This window comes from Couchioplanes caeruleus, assembly GCF_003751945.1.
Taxonomy (GTDB): Bacteria; Actinomycetota; Actinomycetes; order Mycobacteriales; family Micromonosporaceae; genus Actinoplanes; species Actinoplanes caeruleus.
Window position 1 is genome coordinate 1,309,358 of the sequence record NZ_RJKL01000001.1, and the last position, 15,646, is coordinate 1,325,003.

14 protein-coding genes and 1 pseudogene are annotated in these 15,646 nt (G+C 70.0%); 4 read left to right on the plus strand and 11 right to left on the minus strand.

What is annotated here, in order from left to right; translation table 11 throughout:
• Positions 1-169: 169 nt before the first annotated feature.
• The 3 genes and pseudogenes from EDD30_RS05745 to EDD30_RS41960 all read right to left on the minus strand — a co-directional run.
• Positions 170-2,530: a putative bifunctional diguanylate cyclase/phosphodiesterase gene (locus tag EDD30_RS05745; RefSeq protein ID WP_071806781.1), complete on the minus strand. Its 2,361-nt coding sequence runs from the start codon at positions 2,528-2,530 to the stop codon at positions 170-172.
• Between the two features lie 618 nt (positions 2,531-3,148).
• Positions 3,149-3,352: a transcription antiterminator/RNA stability regulator CspE gene (gene cspE, locus EDD30_RS05750; protein WP_071806782.1), complete on the minus strand. Its 204-nt coding sequence runs from the start codon at positions 3,350-3,352 to the stop codon at positions 3,149-3,151.
• Positions 3,353-3,755: 403 nt separating this feature from the next.
• Positions 3,756-3,902, minus strand: a pseudogene (locus EDD30_RS41960) (SulP family inorganic anion transporter); the annotation flags it as partial.
• 89 nt (positions 3,903-3,991) lie between these two features.
• Between EDD30_RS41960 and EDD30_RS05760 the strand changes: the two are divergent.
• Complete coding sequence (locus EDD30_RS05760) at positions 3,992-4,627, plus strand: superoxide dismutase family protein (protein ID WP_071806784.1); 636 nt, start codon at positions 3,992-3,994, stop codon at positions 4,625-4,627.
• Between the two features lie 236 nt (positions 4,628-4,863).
• On the opposite strand, the gene EDD30_RS05765 is transcribed toward EDD30_RS05760, so the two are convergent.
• From EDD30_RS05765 to EDD30_RS05785, 5 genes are all read right to left on the minus strand, one after another.
• Positions 4,864-5,280, minus strand: coding sequence for a CBS domain-containing protein (locus EDD30_RS05765; RefSeq protein ID WP_071806785.1), 417 nt, complete (start codon positions 5,278-5,280; stop codon positions 4,864-4,866).
• Positions 5,281-5,414: 134 nt separating this feature from the next.
• Positions 5,415-5,660, minus strand: a complete 246-nt coding sequence (locus EDD30_RS05770) for a hypothetical protein (protein WP_071806786.1) — start codon at positions 5,658-5,660, stop codon at positions 5,415-5,417.
• Between the two features lie 44 nt (positions 5,661-5,704).
• On the minus strand, positions 5,705-6,367 hold the full coding sequence (locus EDD30_RS05775; RefSeq protein WP_071806787.1) for a phosphoribosyltransferase: 663 nt from the start codon (positions 6,365-6,367) through the stop codon (positions 5,705-5,707).
• A gap of 411 nt (positions 6,368-6,778) precedes the next feature.
• Entirely contained in the window at positions 6,779-6,994 is a 216-nt protein-coding gene (locus tag EDD30_RS05780; RefSeq protein WP_143162784.1) for a DUF2795 domain-containing protein, read from the minus strand.
• A gap of 122 nt (positions 6,995-7,116) precedes the next feature.
• The gene (locus tag EDD30_RS05785) at positions 7,117-9,249 is read right to left on the minus strand and encodes a glycosyltransferase (protein WP_170208255.1); all 2,133 of its coding nucleotides are present in this window, start codon (positions 9,247-9,249) and stop codon (positions 7,117-7,119) included.
• 132 nt (positions 9,250-9,381) lie between these two features.
• Here EDD30_RS05785 and EDD30_RS05790 point away from each other — a divergent pair, with 132 nt between their 5' ends.
• A complete protein-coding gene (locus EDD30_RS05790; RefSeq protein ID WP_071806789.1) occupies positions 9,382-10,395 on the plus strand; it encodes a sulfotransferase family protein in 1,014 nt (337 codons plus the stop codon).
• 163 nt (positions 10,396-10,558) lie between these two features.
• On the opposite strand, the gene EDD30_RS05795 is transcribed toward EDD30_RS05790, so the two are convergent.
• Positions 10,559-11,374, minus strand: coding sequence for an alpha/beta fold hydrolase (locus EDD30_RS05795; RefSeq protein WP_071806790.1), 816 nt, complete (start codon positions 11,372-11,374; stop codon positions 10,559-10,561).
• 138 nt (positions 11,375-11,512) lie between these two features.
• Between EDD30_RS05795 and EDD30_RS05800 the strand changes: the two genes are divergently transcribed.
• Positions 11,513-12,307, plus strand: coding sequence for an alpha/beta fold hydrolase (locus EDD30_RS05800; RefSeq protein WP_071806791.1), 795 nt, complete (start codon positions 11,513-11,515; stop codon positions 12,305-12,307).
• A complete protein-coding gene (locus tag EDD30_RS05805; RefSeq protein WP_123678106.1) occupies positions 12,304-13,698 on the plus strand; it encodes a hypothetical protein in 1,395 nt (464 codons plus the stop codon). The genes EDD30_RS05800 and EDD30_RS05805 overlap by 4 nt, the downstream gene beginning before the upstream one ends.
• A 180-nt stretch (positions 13,699-13,878) precedes the next feature.
• Here the strand turns inward: EDD30_RS05805 and EDD30_RS05810 are convergent, their stop codons facing one another.
• Both EDD30_RS05810 and EDD30_RS05815 read right to left on the minus strand, forming a co-directional pair.
• The gene (locus EDD30_RS05810; RefSeq protein WP_143162536.1) at positions 13,879-14,625 is read right to left on the minus strand and encodes an ATP-binding protein; all 747 of its coding nucleotides are present in this window, start codon (positions 14,623-14,625) and stop codon (positions 13,879-13,881) included.
• A 278-nt stretch (positions 14,626-14,903) separates the two neighbouring features.
• Positions 14,904-15,170, minus strand: coding sequence for an STAS domain-containing protein (locus tag EDD30_RS05815; RefSeq protein ID WP_071803000.1), 267 nt, complete (start codon positions 15,168-15,170; stop codon positions 14,904-14,906).
• Positions 15,171-15,646 lie beyond the last annotated feature (476 nt).

Below are 15,646 nucleotides of genomic sequence, written 5' to 3' on the forward strand. Positions count from 1 at the left end.
GACGATCGGCGACAAGACCGGGTCGTCGAACTCGTACGGCGCGCGGCGAACGACATCGCGCTCATCGAGCCGCCGACCGGCGCGCCGCTGATCCTGGCGATCTACACCAACCGGTCCGCCCCGAACGCCGATGACGACAACGCGCTCATCGCGGAGACGGCGACGGCTCTCATGCGTTCCTTCGGGCGCCTCTGAGCAGTTCCGCCGCGCGGCCCGGGCTCGGCTGACTCGTCGTTGTGGTGGCCGCGGCGAGCGCGGCCCGCCCTCCGGCGTGCCAGTGCGCCGCGAACTCGGCCGCGGGCACCGCCGGCCCCCACAGCCAGCCCTGGCCGTTCGGTACGCCCATCGCGGCGAGCGCGCCCTGCTGGAGCGGGGTCTCAACGCCCTCGGCGATGACGCTCAGCCCTAGCGCGTGGCTCATCGCCACCACGGCCCGGACGATCTCCTCGTCCTCGGTACTCGACCCGAGCCCGGTCACGAACGACCGGTCGATCTTCACCCCGGTCACCGGGAAACGGCGCAGGTAGCCCAGCGCCGAGAAGCCCGTCCCGAAGTCGTCGATCAGCAGCTTGAGGCCGAGCTTCCGCAGTTCGGACAGCACCTGCCCGGTCACCCGGGAGCCGTCCACCATCACCGACTCGGTCATCTCCAGCGCGACGCAGTGGGCCGGCACACCGAAGCGCCCTAGCTCGCCCGCGACGATCAGCGGTAGTTCAGGGTCGGTGAGTTGCCGCGGCGACACGTTGATCGACAGGTAGAAGTCGGCGCCGACCGTGCCGTCCTGCCGCCACTCGCTGAGCTGGCGCAGCGCCTCCTGGCGTACCCAGGTGCCGATCACACCGATCAGCCCGGCCTCCTCGGCGATCGGGATGAACACGGACGGCGGGACCTGGCCCCGTTCGGGATGCACCCAGCGGACGAGGGCCTCGGCGCCGACCGGCTGGCCGCTCTCCGTCCCGACGATCGGCTGGTACGCGACGTACATCTGGCCGGCGCCGAGTGCCTGGCGCAGCGCGGCCTCCAGCTCGGTCCGTTCCCGCACCTGGTCGTGCATCGAGGTGTCGAAGAACGTGACCCGGCCGGGGCCCTCGCCCTTGGCCCGGTACATCGCGGTGTCCGCGTCGCGCATCAGTGCGTCGGCGGTCATCGCGGCCTGCTCGTGGCCGACCGCTGCATGGGCGATGCCGATCGACGCGCTGATCGCCACGTCGGTGTCGCGGACCAGTACGGGTCGATCGAAGCAGCCGCGGATCTCATCGGCCAGGCTCAGCGCCCCGTTCTTGTCACCGACGTACACGAGCAGGAACTCGTCGCCGCCGACCCGCCCGACCGGCACGCTCGCCGGCAGCGCGGCCCGCAGTCGTCCGGCCACCTCGATCACCATCTGATCGCCCGTGTCGTGCCCCCAGGAGTCGTTGACCCACTTGAACCCGTCCAGGTCGAGCAGGAAGACCCACACCCGCCGGCCCTCGTCGCCGGGTGGGATGTCGTCGAGCAACCGGGTGATCTCCTTGGACATCCTCTGCCGGTTCGGCAGCCCAGTCAGCACGTCGTGCCGGGCCTGGTACTCGGAGCTCAGCTGCGCCGCAGCCCCGACCTGGACCGCCGAGACCGCGCGCAAGAGCAACATCACCACGGTGAGCACGCCGCCGATGGTGATCAGCAGCCGGGTTCCGGTCGACCGGCCGCCGATCGTGGCGAGCAGCACGAACGGTGTCGCCAGTGCGGGTGCGAGCACCATGATCCGAGTCCTGGACCACGCCTGTGCCGGGCGGCGGTCGGCCCGGCTCAGCTCTGCCACGGAGGGGTGCAGCGCGCACACCGCGAGCATCGTGAACGTCAGCAGCGCGGGGACGTCCAGCAGCGGCGACGCTGACGTCCGGCCGGAGAGGGCAGTGATCGCGGCGGCGGCGTCACCGACGAACATCATGGTGGCACCGGTGATCCAGGCGACCAGGCTGACCGGCAACCTGGTCGCGGTGAACGTGACGTTCACGGTGAGGAGCAGGACGATGACGTCCAGCGGCGGGTACAACGCGGTGATCACCGCCTCGACCGGTGGCCGGCCCGGAATGTCGAGGGCCGGCAGGGCGAGGAGCAACACGCTGGCCAGGCCGAGGGCAAGGCAGACGGTGAGGGCGTCGAGCACGGCGTGCCGTTCCAGGCTCTGCCGGGCTCGCAGCAGCCGGACCAGGAGGACGAAGAGCAGCACATAGCCGGACAACGCGGCGGCGTGGGGAAGCAGATGCAGGGCTGGGCCGTGGCCGTCGACCAGCGGTCGGATCAGGATGCTGAGCAGGAAGCAGAGCGCCCCGGCGCCCATCAGGCGCCAGCCTCCGCGGGGCTCGGCGCGCCAGCGGCGTGGCCCGGCCAAACAGGCCCAGACACCGCCCACCCCCACGACGGCAGAGCACCCGACACTGATCACGGAGGAAATATCAAGCGCGTAGAGCACGGTCGCCAGCACGCCGGCGATCGCGAACAGGCGCCACAGGTGCCGGCCGGTGATCGACGCGACCAGCCAGGACATCCCGTACCCTCCCTCGACCGCGCGGTACCGTTGCCAACCCTTCGGACAGCCCTACCCCCATCGGTACGCGGACGCCGGAACTGAGCAAACGGGCGCTAGTTACGTAGCAAGTCGCCGCCTGAGCTTGTTTCGCAGGTTAGGGCTGGACACGCACGCCTATGCATGATCGAACTTCCGCTTTTCGGCAGATCAAGGCGTCGCTGCACTGTCCCGGAACCCCACGGGTGATCAAACACCGTCCAGGCGACCCACGTGGGGCACGACCGGCACCGCGCGCGGGCCAGGATCCACCTGGATGGCGGCCCCGATCTGCACCGACTCTTCGGTGGGGGCCGCCGGTGACAACCGTACGGACGGAAGCTCAGATCTTGGATTCACGGACATACGCCGTCAGGTACGAGCGGTCGTTGAGCGGCACATGAGTCGCTGGGTGCAGGCCTGCCAACGCGAGCGCGACTGAACCCCCGCGAAGGTTGGCGGTCACGTCGCCAGCCGTCGGCCGGCGACAGCGGAACCGCGGAGTAGCCGGGCCGGCTTCCGGAGAAGTCTCCGAGTGCCTGGTGAAACGCCGAACGGCGGCCCGCTGAATCAGTCGGGCCGCCGTTCGCGGAGCGTGGATCAGAGCGGGCGGATGTTCGACGCCTGCGGGCCCTTCTGGCCCTGAGTGACGTCGAACTCCACCTTCTGGTTCTCGTCGAGACTGCGGTAGCCGCTCGTCGAGATCGCGGAGAAGTGAGCGAAGACGTCGGCGCCACCGTCGTCCGGGGTGATGAAGCCGAAACCCTTGTCGGCGTTGAACCACTTCACGGTGCCTGTAGTCATGTCTGCTCTTTCGCAGGTTGTAGAGGCCGCACTGTGCGGACTCTTACGTCGCCGCATTGACACCCGTGCCGGAACCGACACGTCAACGAGAAAGCGCCCGTAGGGGGTTTGGATAACCCATACAGGCGCCGAAAACGTCTATGGAAATCAAACCGGCAACTCGGACACGGTAGCACATGAGCAGCCGCTCGCCGGGCGAACTCTTGTCAGTTCAGCCGGGCTGATTAAGGGCTCAGCGCTCAAACGCCACGCGGACCTCCGGGCAGGAACCCTGTGACGTGGCAAGCCGGTCCGCCTCCGCAACGGTCAGTTGGCCACTTCGACAGTCGATCTCGCTTGTGCCCTTCCGGCTTCGTCCCCTCGAGCTGACTGACCGGTGGCGCCAGATGGCCTGGTATCGAGGACTGGCGACACCCTGACCCCAGGACTCGCGGGTCTTGTTCGAGTGGGTGTCGGTGATGTCGTCGACGAGCTTGGCGGTCATCAGCGACTCCATCAGCACTGGCGTCGCCTCGGAAGGTGGGACCACGGCTGGCAGCCGCAGGGTTTCCCCCTCAGCGGCTGTCCTTGCGGGGGTTTCGCACCCAGGTGTGGGGTATGCCGCGAGCAACGGCCCGCTTCCGACTTGAAGGAGAAGCCATGCGACGCCGTCGTGCCGTCCTGTTGTTCCCGACCGCCCTGCTGTGTTCTGCCACCGGGCTCGCCGCCTGCGGTGACGACCCCGATGAGCCGGACGGCGCCGCACCGGCCACCTCGGCATCCGCTACCGCGAGCGGCCCGGCATCCAACCACACAGCGACCGGCACGTTCGCCCGGTACGCCGCTGGGGCCACGGCGGTGACCTACGATCCCGCGCTGGTACCCGCCGGGGCGACCGCCACTGTCACCGTGATGCCCGCCGCAGACAGCACCACGGTGCAGTTGGCGGTGACCGGGTTGCAGGCGGGCCGCGCCTACGGCGCCCATCTGCACGTCAATCCGTGCGGGGCCACCGGTGACGCCGCGGGCCCGCATTACCAGCAGCAGCCCGACCCCGCCGCCTCGCCCTCGCCGCCATCGGTCGACCCGTCCTTCGCCAATCCCCGCAACGAGGTCTGGTTGGACTTCACCACCGACGCCCAGGGCGCCGCCACCGCCACCGCCACCCAGCCGTGGACATTCAACCCGCCGCGGACCCCTCGCTCGCTGGTCATCCACGCCGAGACCACCAAGACCGCCCCGGGCGAGGCCGGTCAAGCAGGCAGCCGCGCGGGCTGTCTCAGCCTGCCCGGCTGACCCTCTGGCCGGATACCGCAGCGACCAGGGCAGCGCCCGCCACACCCCTTGCCCGCGCTCAGTTGTCACACGCGGACTGGTGCCCCGGCAGGGCGGGCACACCGCAGGCCCCATTGTGGTCCGCAGGACGAACGCCCGCGGCCCACCGTCGGCTATCGCGCAGATGCGTACCGGCCGGGTGGACCGTCGTGCGCTGCGCAGGTCAGGACCGATCCGGCGGGCCGGATCGGCGATGGTCAGGGCGTGGAGATGGCGTCCATCAGGTCGCCGACCGGCCGATCCGGCAGTGCCCGGGCCACGTCGGCGAGGGCGACGATGCCGACCATCTGGTGTCCGTCGATGACCGGCAGGCGCCGGACCTGGTACTGGCCCATGGTGCGCAGGATTTCGGCGGCGTCGTCGTCGGCGCCGATCGTCACCGGCTTGCCCTGCGCCACGTCGGCCGCGGTGACCTGCGCCGGGTCCTTGTCCGCCGCGATCGTCTTGATCACGATGTCGCGGTCGGTGAGCATGCCTTTGAGCTGGTTGTCCTGGCCGCAGATCGGCAGTGATCCCACGCCGAGGTCGGCCATCTTGTGGGCGGCGTCGGCGAGCGTCTCCCGCTCGCTGACACAGGTGACGTCAGGGGTCATGATCTCTCGAGCAGTCGGCATCGTGCTTTCCCTCCGAGTTGTTCACGGACAGTGCGGAAACGTCATGTGACTATGGGCGATATACCCCTTGCCTCCTGTCTCACACGGCGTCTCGCCGCGATCATCTGAGAAGGGAATGCCTGGCTGACCGAGGTTCAGCCGGCGACCCGCAGCGGAGAGCTCGGCGTCACCTCTTGCCGGGTGTGGGTGTCGAGGGTGGGTGGCACTGTCGCGCGGACGCAGATGGCCAGCAGGACGAGCAGCAGTGCGCCGCCGCCGGCGGCGATGGCGGCGCGAACACCGGTGAGGTCGGTGAGCCAGCCGTGCCGGACATCGGATCGCCGATCGTTGTGATCTACCCGGTCGAGCGCTGCCCTACCCCCGGCCGGGCGCGATATCACCGATGATCGACGGCTGTCACGCAAGCAGGTTCGTGTCGCACGGGCTACCGGGCGGTGACTCGCGTCGTCCGGCCGAGCGCTTCGTCGACGTCGGCGTCGGTGAGCTGCCCGAAGTCGGTGTACCACTGTCCGACGGCGTTGAAGTGTTCGGGGGCGTGCAGGCAGATGACCGTGTCGGCGTCGCGCGCCAGCAGGCCGCGGGCGTGTGGGGAGCAGACCGGCACGGCGAGCACCAGCCGCCGTGGCTGTTGCGGGCGCAGCCAGCGCAGGGTGGCGTGGGCGGTGATGCCGGTGGCCAGACCGTCGTCGACGACCACGACGGTGCGGCCCGTCACTGCCGGGGCCGCGCGGGTGTGCCGGTAGCGGTCGGTGCGCCTGGCGAGTTCGGCGCGCTCGGCGGTGAGGGTGCCGGCCAGGTCCTGCTCCGTCAGACCGAGGTAGCGCAGCAGGGTCTCGTCGAAGACGGGTGGGCCGTTCTCGACGATCGCGCCGACGCCGAGTTCGGGCCGGCCCGGAGCGCCGATCTTGCGGGCGATGACGATGTCGAGGTCGGCACCGAGGCGTTCGGCGACGGGGACGGCCACCGGCACACCGCCGCGCGGCAGGGCCAGCACCAGAGGCCGTACGGTCGTCTCGGCTGCGGGAAGCTGCTGGGCGACCTGCTCGGCGAGCGCCCGGCCGGCCTCGTCACGATTCGCGAAAATCATTGTGGGCTCCCTTCACCGTCGGTGGGCGGTGGGCGGTGGGCATGATCCGCAGTCGGGCTGCTGGTCATAGGCGGCCGCGTACCCCACAGCAGCCGGCTCATTCCTGCCTGGCGTCATCGGGTGAAACCAGAACAGCTTCCGCGGCCTTGCGACGTCGAGCGAAGCGCACCAGCGCTGGCGTCAGCGACACCACATGCCTGCTCGGTCATGTTTCAGATGATGCTGCAGTGCATTCGCGAACTCCTGCGGCGCATGCGACATGCGTAGGGGTCCGGCACGGCGCGCAGGGCCCGCGGAATGCCCGAAGGGCCACACGGAATTCGAGACCCGCACGAAGAAACCGGGTACCAAGTCGTCCTAACGAGCCCGGACGGATCCGGGCTGATGCCCTTACGGGTCCGAACTTCCGAGTCAGTCCGGTGTCTCCGACGGGTCCAGGTCGACCGAGCTGCGAATCTCCGAGATGTTCCGGTACGTCGCCAGCGGCATGCCGCGAAGTGCCCGGACCGCTGCGGAGTTCTCCTGCGCACCTCGTCCGGCGGCATGCCTCACGATGGCGTCCTTGTCCGCGGGAAAGTCGAGATCCTCCAGCAGGGCCTGCACCTCGGCAAAGGTATCTGTGCTCATGGTCTCCCCATACCCGCAGACGAACGTCCCATACCGGTCCGCGTCACCCACCTCGGGTGGCCGAACCTCGACCGGGGTGATGCCGGTGAGACGAAAGTCGTCTTAAGACTGGGAGCCGCGTCTCATGATGCGGCTCGCGCCCGGATCTGGGCCGGCTCCGCCGGCTCGACGAGCAGGCTGAGCTCGTTCGCGGTGGTGTACTGCGCCTGGACCCGGACCGGCCCGAGTTCGGCGTCTGCCACGGTCAGGGCGGGAAAGGCGTATGCGGTGCGCTTGTCGACCACGTCGTCGAGCAGCCGACCCGGGCGCACCGCGGGTAGGGCCAGGTCGTGGAACAAACGCAGCTGCCATCTGTCGGTCTCTGCCCCACGCTGCCGGATCATCAGCTCCACCGGCAGACTGACCTGGAAGCGGTGCGGGTCGAGCGGTTCGACCGGCACCTCCCGCTGATGCGTCGGTTCTGTGTGACTGTGCAGCCGCAGCACCGGCTGGTGGTTGCCGAAGGCCGCGCCGATGAGCCGGCCCGCGACGGTGATCGTCTCCTCGCCGATGTGCACGTCGCCGACCTCGGCGTGGACGCGCCGATGCCACACTCGCAGAGCGAGGAAGCCGTCCTGCTTCCGGTACGGCAGGCGCACGTGCACCCCGTCCGGGCCCTCCGGCGGGGCATCCAGCAGCGTCCGAGTCTCGCGCATCCCTGCCACCAGCGGCTCTCCGGCGTCGCCGGGACGGGCCAGGAAGAGGTTCCAGGGTCCGTCGGTGAGTCCGTCGGCGCCGCGGCGCAGCACCACCTGGACCTGGGAAGCGCCCGGCGCCGGGCTCGGTAGCGGATAGCGGTGCTCCAGCTCGACGCTGCGCCGACAGACCAGGCTCAGCTCGCCGTCGCGGCACACCGCCGCGGGCAGCCGCACAACCAGGTCGCCATTGGGGTGTACGTCGACGTCGCCGACTGTGGCCGTGGTGTGCGTGAGCGGGCCGAATGCCAGCTCGTCGGATCCCCCGTCCGCTCCGGTCGGAAGGCCCCGGGAGCCGGCGGCGGCGGTTCTCAGGCGCCGTCCTGCCCGGTGGGCGGCGTCCGTGCAGCGGCGCAGCGGCCGGGTTTTCGCGGCGGCCAGCTCGGTGAAGAGCCGGTGGTAGGCGCCGGCGACCACCGCGGGATCGAAGCGGGCGGCGGCCTCGCGCGCCGCGGCACCCATCGCCAGCCGGCGCGGTTCGTCGCCGACCAGCTCCAGCAGGGCGTCGGCGAAGGCCTCAGGGTCGCCGACGGGACTGAGCCGACCGTCGACGCCGTCGCGCACGATCTCCGCAGGGCCGTGCGGGGCGGCGGTGCTGATCACCGGAGCTCCGCAGCGTGCCGCCTCGACGAGGGTCATGCCGAACGCCTCACGATCCGACGAGGCGGCAGCGATGGCAGCCTTGGCCCATTCGGGCTCCAGCGGCGAGTAGACGCCCATGAACAGCACACGGTTGTGCAGACCCAGCTCGGCGACGAGCGCGCGCAGGTCGTCGCGCAGTGGACCCCGGCCGTAGATGCGCATCTGCCACTCGGGGTGCGCGGCGCTGACCTTGGCGAACGCGCGGATCAGTACGTCGAAGCGTTTGCCCTTGGCCAACCGGCCGGCGGCCACCACCAGTGGCGTCCGCCCGTGCGAGGGGGCGACCTGCGGCGCCGGCACGCCGTTGGGAATGTGCAGCAGCCGGGTACGGCCGAAGCGGTGGTGGGTCCGGTAGTCCTCGGCGTCGCTGGCGGTGACCGTGACGAAGGCGTCGAGGCGGCGGTAGTGCCGGCGCATCTCGGCCCGCAGCCCCTTGTGGTTCATCCGCCGGGTCAGGTGCTCCTGACCGATGCGGATCATGTGGTCAGGAGCGAATTCGGCGGCGTAGGCGATCAACCCGGAACGGGTGCTGATCACCACCTGCGCGTCGCTGCGGTACAGATACGCCCTGGCCCGCTGTTCCACCAGCAGATTGAAGGCCTTGTAGCGCCCCTCCTGGAGGGGGAAGACCCGCGCCGCCTGCTGCTGCCGTGGATCGTCCTTGGCGAAGTCTTCGTGACTCGGGCGGGTCTCGACCAGCCACCGCAGCCGCACTGCCGGGTCGAGCGGCAGTACCGGCCGCTCGGCCGAGCGGAACATGGACAGCACCTCGACGTCGTGCCCGATCGCCGCCAGCGCGGAGGCGAGGCTGAAGGTCGTGCGCACCGTGCCGCCGACGCCGAACGCATCACAGAGCAGGAACAGGATCCGCACGGCCACCTCGTCACCATCGCGTGGAGAAGGCCCCACTCGGAGAATACGGGATATTTCGGGCAGCATACGCGGCGCGTCCGCTCGACTGCCGCACCCCTGAGTCCCATAATGTCCATAGTTAGGCTATCTTGTCGGCTTATGACGCAGGGCAACGATCGGCCGATCTTCGTCGTGGGATGTCCACGATCCGGGACAACCATGCTGCAACTCATGCTGCATGCCCACCCGCGCATCGCCATTCCGCCGGAGAACCGATTCGTTCTGCCGGCGTACCACCAGCGGCACACGTTCGGCGACCTCACCGATCCCGAACGGCGCCGCGCGCTGGGCCGATGGATCGTCGGCGAGAGATGCTTCGGCGACCTCGGACTTGACCCGGACGACGTGGTGGAACGCATCGTCGCCGCGCCGCCCACACTCGGCTCGGCGCTGGGCACGGTGCTCCAGGCGTACGCGGACCGGTTCGGCAAACCCCGCTGGGGTGACAAACGACCCGCGTACCTGAAGCACTTGAAGGTGATTTTCCGCTTGTTCCCTGACGCGCAGATCATCAACATCGTGCGCGACGGACGGGACTGCGTCGCGTCACTGAAGGAAGCGCCGTGGCGCAAGCGCACCATTACGGAGCTGATCGAGTTCTGGACGCAATCGGCCGAGGCCACGGCTCGCGCTGCCCGCAACCTCCGGTCCGACGTCTACCACCAGGTCCGGTACGAGGACCTGGTGAGAGACCCGGAGTCGAGGCTGCGGGACATTTGCGCCTTCCTCGGCGAGGAGTACGACTCTGCAATGACGAAGCCCTCCGAGGTGGCACCGACCGCCGTGCCGGAGTACAAGACGTGGCACACGCTGACCCATGCCGACGTGACGAACCAACGGATCGGTAGCTGGCGGCACCGGCTGACGGCCGAGGAGGTCGCGCTCTGTGAGGCCGCATTCGGCGATCGACTCATCCAGTTCGGGTACGAGCCGGCCGGACCGCGATGGCCGCTCTGGCGCCGGCATGCCTGGCGCGCCACACACGACCAGATCCGTACTACAGCCCGGGCCGTGCGCAGGATGCGAACGACGCAGCGACCGGCGACGGGAGCACCGGTGGCGGCCAGACTGACCAGCGGACAACGCGAACGGGCGGGCCTGGGCGCCGGCTGACCGCCCGGTACGAGGCCGGTGCGAAGCGGGCGACGTGTGACCGACTTCCGCATGAGGTGCCGTAGCGGGCCTGTGTCGATGCGGCGAGCAACCGTACCGACCGTCCCCATGCGCACCCCGCATCAAGCAGGCCGCGTCGCGGGCCCTTGTCGTCGCCGCTGATTCAGGGCCTCGGATCCGCCTTCGCGGGCGCGTGGTTCCAGGTGCCGGCGGCGAAGTCCCGGATCGGTATCGACCACGCGTCTGGATAGCGCCAACAGAAGGAGTGCGTTCCGGGAACCTCGACGTATCGGCCGTCGCCAGCCAGGTCGGCGAGGTGACGGCCCCAACGCGCGGTGCCGAGGCGGTCCTCCCGGCCGCGGATGATCAGCACCGGTACGGGCAGGGCGGTGACCGGCCTTTCCAGGTCGTGGCGCAGATGGGCGCGCAGGACGTGGAACAGGCGCCGGAATCCGACCCGCTGGCGTTCGGGTTTGTGCACCTCGTCCAGGCTCTTCGGGTCCCGCCGGCGGTCAGCCCACCAGTGGGCGAAGACCCGCACGCCACCTCGGGCGGCCGGGTCGATCGCGGGTCCGGCGAGCACGACCCCGGCGACCCGGTCCCGGCACATCAACGCCGCCTCCGCAGCGACCTGGGTGCCGCTGGAGTGGCCGGCGAGAAGGACCCGGCCCAGTCGCTGTGCGCACAGCCAGTCCGCGGCCGCGTGGGCGTACTCGGTGACGGTGAGGTCGTGCGGCGGCGCGCCGCTGCCGCTGCCTCCCGGCAGCTCCACCAGGTGCGTACGGGTCCAAGCGCTCAGCGCGCCCAGGCCGGGCAGCAGATAGTCGCTCACGGTCATGCCTTGGATCATCACGATCTCCGGCACACCCGGACGCGGCTCACCCAGCGAACGGATCCGCATGCGCCCCAGCACCCCGTCGTGGAATGCGATCCGCACGCCGGCGGGCAAGGCGGGCCGGTAGGTCTTGTCCCTGCTCATCCACGACGGGTACCCACGCCCATGAGCGCGACACCCGGACCCACCCCCGCGACCACCCGCACCAGGCGGGTTCGTCGTGCAGTGTGACGTCCGGCGGAGGAAGTTTCCCAGCGTCGATGGCGAGGAACTGCCCGGGTCATGGTGGAGACTGCGGTGGTGACCGGTGCCCAGGACGGCGGGATCGTCGATTACCACGACGGCGCGTACGGGCGGGTGCGTAGCCGCACGTTCGGACGGCCGCACCCCGGCGTTCCCGAAATCGTCATGGTGCACGGCATGGCCGTCTGTGACTATCTGCTGCCCGGCCTTGCGGAGCTTGCCCGCTGGACCAGGGTGCACCTGATCGATCTGCCGGGCTGCGGCGGCAGCGGCGAGCCACCGCACGAGTTGTCTCTCGGACAGTACGCCGACGCCGTCCTCGACTGGCTCGACGCGTGCCCGCACCGGGGCGTGCTGCTGGCCGGGCAGTCCAGCGGCACGCAGGTGGTTGCCGAGGCCGCAGCGCGCGAGCCCGGCGACGTGGTCGGGGTGGTGCTGGTGTGCCCGACGCTCGACCCCGTCCTGCGCCGACCACTGCCGTTGCTGCGCCGCTGGCGGATGAACCAGCGACGGGAGGCGGCCGGCCTCAACGAGGTGCACCGCCCCGACCGGCGGCGGGTGAACCTGCGGCGAAAGGCGCACCTTCTCCTCATCCATCTGCGGCACCGCATCGAGGCGCCGATCGCGGCGCTGCGGATGCCGGTGCTGATCCTGTGCGGCAGCGACGACACGCTCAGCCCGCCATCGTGGGGACGGCGGCTGGCGGCCTTGGCCGCCCACGGCGAGTACGCGCAGGTGCCCGGCCCGCACACCTTCTGCTGGAGCGACCCGGCCGCCTGGTCACCGCCCATCGCGGCCTTCGCCGCCCGCAACGACCTGCAGAGCGCGTCGTGAAGCTGCCCCGCGAAGTCGCCGGCTTCGACTCCGCCAGCGCGATGGCCATCGCATTGGCCAGGTTCCTGCACCGGCGGGACACCCCGCCGCTGGGCCAGCCGGCGTTCCGGGCCTTGGGGCCGGTCGCGTCCGCGGTCGCCCGGCTGCCCGAATCGGCCCGGCAGCACATCTACAGCGTGTTCAGCGGCGCCGAGGGCCAACCGGAGGCCCGGCTCGCCCGACTCGACGCCGAGCGGGTGGCCGACGCGGTGGCCGGGCTCTACCCCGCCCGGCGATACCCAGCCGTGGTCATCGGCTCCTCCGGCGGCGCGCTGACACACCTGTGCGCGGCCCTCGGCGTGCCGTGGCTGCCACAGACCCTGCTGCTGCCCGTCCGCCAGCGCGGCGTCGACCCCGACCGGCCCGGCCACGCGGTGCACGTCTTCGACCGCACAGCCCGGGCGATGCTCGACCGCAACCCCGACCTTGTGCTGCACCACATGCACGACCCCAACCAGGACCGGCTCACGCTGCGCCGGGTGGCCTACTTCCGGGTCAAACGCACCCGGCTCGGCGACGCCTACCAACGCTTCCTCACCGAGCGGCTCGAACCCGGTGGCACCATCCTGCTGGCCGAGTGCAGGCAGCGCTGGCCGGTCACGACCGTCGGCGAGCGGCACCTGTTCCAGTTCGGCGCGATCGGCGGCATGCCCCCGGACGAGTACCGTGCGGACAGCGCGCGCGTGCGCGGATACCTGCGCCGGTACGGGGCGCCGGTCGAGCGGTGGGAGGCCCCACCGGCCGACACCGACGCGCCCGAGGCCGAATGGGGATTCGAGGAAGGATTGCGCGACGACGTGGAGGCCTTCGCCGCGTCCCGCAACTACCGGGTGCGCCGGCTTGTCTACGACGAGCCGGAGGACCTCAGTCCATTGGTCGCGGACCTGTACCGCTGGTGGCTGCGGGAACGCGGACTGAGCGCCACCCGGCTGATCGTCGACTCGTTCATCCTGCTCGACCCGTGGTGGACGCTGCGCACCGGCAGTGTGCCCTACTGGACCACATTCCCCGTCCAGCCGTCCTTCGACGCCCTGACCCACTACCTCGACCACTCCGACACCTTCGACCGCATACACCTGGCGCTGTTCTGCCACGGAGTCGACTCGGTCGGCTGCGTCAGCGTCGGCCAGTGGCGTGAGCTGTTGCGGCGTGCCCGGGTCAGCGGTGGTTTCGCGGGCGTCTCCCCGGACCTCTATCCGAGCGATCCGCGGACGTTCTTCGGCTTCCCGCGAGCGTTGCGTGCCATCCCCGAGCGGCATCCGTTGCCGCCACCGCTGAAGCTAGCGACCTTCGCCGGCTTCCTTGATGATCACGCAGGGCGATATCCGCGCGTACGTCTCCTGACAGCGTGAGCGGACCCGCGGTCAGTGGGCCGGGTCCTGGCGCTCGCCCAGCGCGGATCACTGCGTGTGACGCTCTGCATCTGCGCCGCCTTCGAGCATCGACGCTGACTGATGGCCTGCTCACCGGTCCGCGCATCGAGATCGTGATCATCCGGCGTCGGTCGCGTCGCGGAGCGGCTCCGCGACGGTTCAGCGTTGGTGGCAGGTGACGACGGCCCACACCATCTTGCCGGTACGGGTCGGCAAGGATCCCCAGGCCGAGGCGGCATGATGCACCACCCGCAACCCGAGGCGGCGTGCGGTGACGTCACCGGGCTCGCGGCCCGAACGGCGCAGGCACGGCAGATGGGGATCGTCGTCGTAGACGGCCATCTGCATGCCCGCCGGGAGCCGGGTGACGGTCGCCTCGATGGTCGGGACGGCGTGCTCGACCGCGTTGACGACCAGCTCGGAGACCACCAGGCGGGCGCGCGGCGCCAGCTCGGACAGATGCCAGATGGCGCAGGCATCGGTGACCATCTGACGTGCCCGGACGGCATCGGCCAGCTCGGGTACCAGCCGCAGCCGTCGTCGCTGGTCGGTCGTCGAGCTGATGCCGAGGACGGCGCGCGCTTCGGGCACGCTCGGGTACAGCGGCAGAACTCGACGCCCGCCACGGCGGCGCAGCGCACCGGCCAGCGGTGCCTGGATGGGCAGGCACGCCACGACCGGCACAGGTGACTGCATCTGTGCACCGCACAGGCGTATAGCGCGCCACAACGGGGCACTGGCACCGCGAGGATCACCGAGGTCGTGCAGGTCCAGAATGATCGCCGCAGGATGTGCAGCGAGACAGCCGCGCAGCATGGGGGCGGTGGCCTCCTGCAGCCAGCGGTCCCAGCGACCGCTTACCGTCACCTCGACCATCGCGGTGTCCACGTCGGCGACCACTGCCACCCTTCGACCGTTGTCACTGAGACGACGTTGCAGCAGTGTCGGTGACCGGTCAGCATCCATGATGCTTCTCAACACCGTGGCGTGCACAGGGGACCATGCCGCGCGGAGTACCACGACAGTGCCGCCGCAAACGCATTCATGGGCGCTCGGTCTTCATCCATCGGCGGTCCTGCCGAACAGAGCCACTCCGCACGGGTGTGGTCGCACGCCGCACCCGGGCCCCGGGCTCGCGCGCTCACTTCCCGCCCGACCAGACCGGCCCGACGTTGGATGCCGGTCTATTGCTGACCGGGGTGGAGAAGCCAGGCCTGCTCGTCGAGGAGGTGCAGAAGGAACCACACCGCGGGGTGAGCCGCCACCAGGTCCAGTCTGATCTGCTGCCGAGCGGCCTGGCAGCGCAGCATCAGCAATTCCCGGCCACCGGCCACGTCGCAGAACCCCACTCCCACAAGATCCAGCTCGACGATACGGGCAGGAGGCGCCACCAGCGGCGTCACCTTGGCGTGGAAGCCGGCAACGGCGGAGGCGTCCAGGTCACCGATCACCCGAATCCGCTGCCTGCCGCCGCCCCGGCGTACACAGGTCACCACCAGTGGCCGTGGACTCTGGCGACCGACATTCGTGCCAGCCATCGTCGTGCTCCCGCCTCTTCACGTGACGGGTCGGTCCCCGTTGACCCGGCGAGTCACTCGAACATTGCTGCGTGGCCATGATGACCACGCCCTGCACCATGGTCGGTATCCATCGACAAGGCAGAAACATCGCGGGTCCCCGCGCCCGGCCGCCGGCAGCACGACCGTGCCGCCCTTGACCGCTGCCATGCTCGGCAGGTCGGCGGCCACCCCGGAAGACGCGTGAACCCGCAGATCCGATCACCTGGCGCCACCGGAAATGTGGTCGCCCCGCCGTTGCGGACGCCGCCCTGAGTCGTCACGCAACGGTTCGCGGTGGTGGAGGGTGGACGCCACTCGCGACGTACAGCAATCATTGCTCTATAGCATCTAAGACGTACAGCAATCAT

Coding starts and splice junctions, on each gene's coding strand:
- cspE (WP_071806782.1), bottom strand. CDS start 3,352: ATGACTACAGGCACCGTGAAGTGGTTCAACGCCGACAAGGGTTTCGGC.
- EDD30_RS05775 (WP_071806787.1), bottom strand. CDS start 6,367: ATGATTTTCGCGAATCGTGACGAGGCCGGCCGGGCGCTCGCCGAGCAG.
- EDD30_RS05765 (WP_071806785.1), bottom strand. CDS start 5,280: ATGCCGACTGCTCGAGAGATCATGACCCCTGACGTCACCTGTGTCAGC.
- EDD30_RS05800 (WP_071806791.1), top strand. CDS start 11,513: ATGGTGGAGACTGCGGTGGTGACCGGTGCCCAGGACGGCGGGATCGTC.
- EDD30_RS05795 (WP_071806790.1), bottom strand. CDS start 11,374: ATGAGCAGGGACAAGACCTACCGGCCCGCCTTGCCCGCCGGCGTGCGG.
- EDD30_RS05745 (WP_071806781.1), bottom strand. CDS start 2,530: ATGTCCTGGCTGGTCGCGTCGATCACCGGCCGGCACCTGTGGCGCCTG.
- EDD30_RS05760 (WP_071806784.1), top strand. CDS start 3,992: ATGCGACGCCGTCGTGCCGTCCTGTTGTTCCCGACCGCCCTGCTGTGT.
- EDD30_RS05780 (WP_143162784.1), bottom strand. CDS start 6,994: ATGAGCACAGATACCTTTGCCGAGGTGCAGGCCCTGCTGGAGGATCTC.
- EDD30_RS05790 (WP_071806789.1), top strand. CDS start 9,382: ATGACGCAGGGCAACGATCGGCCGATCTTCGTCGTGGGATGTCCACGA.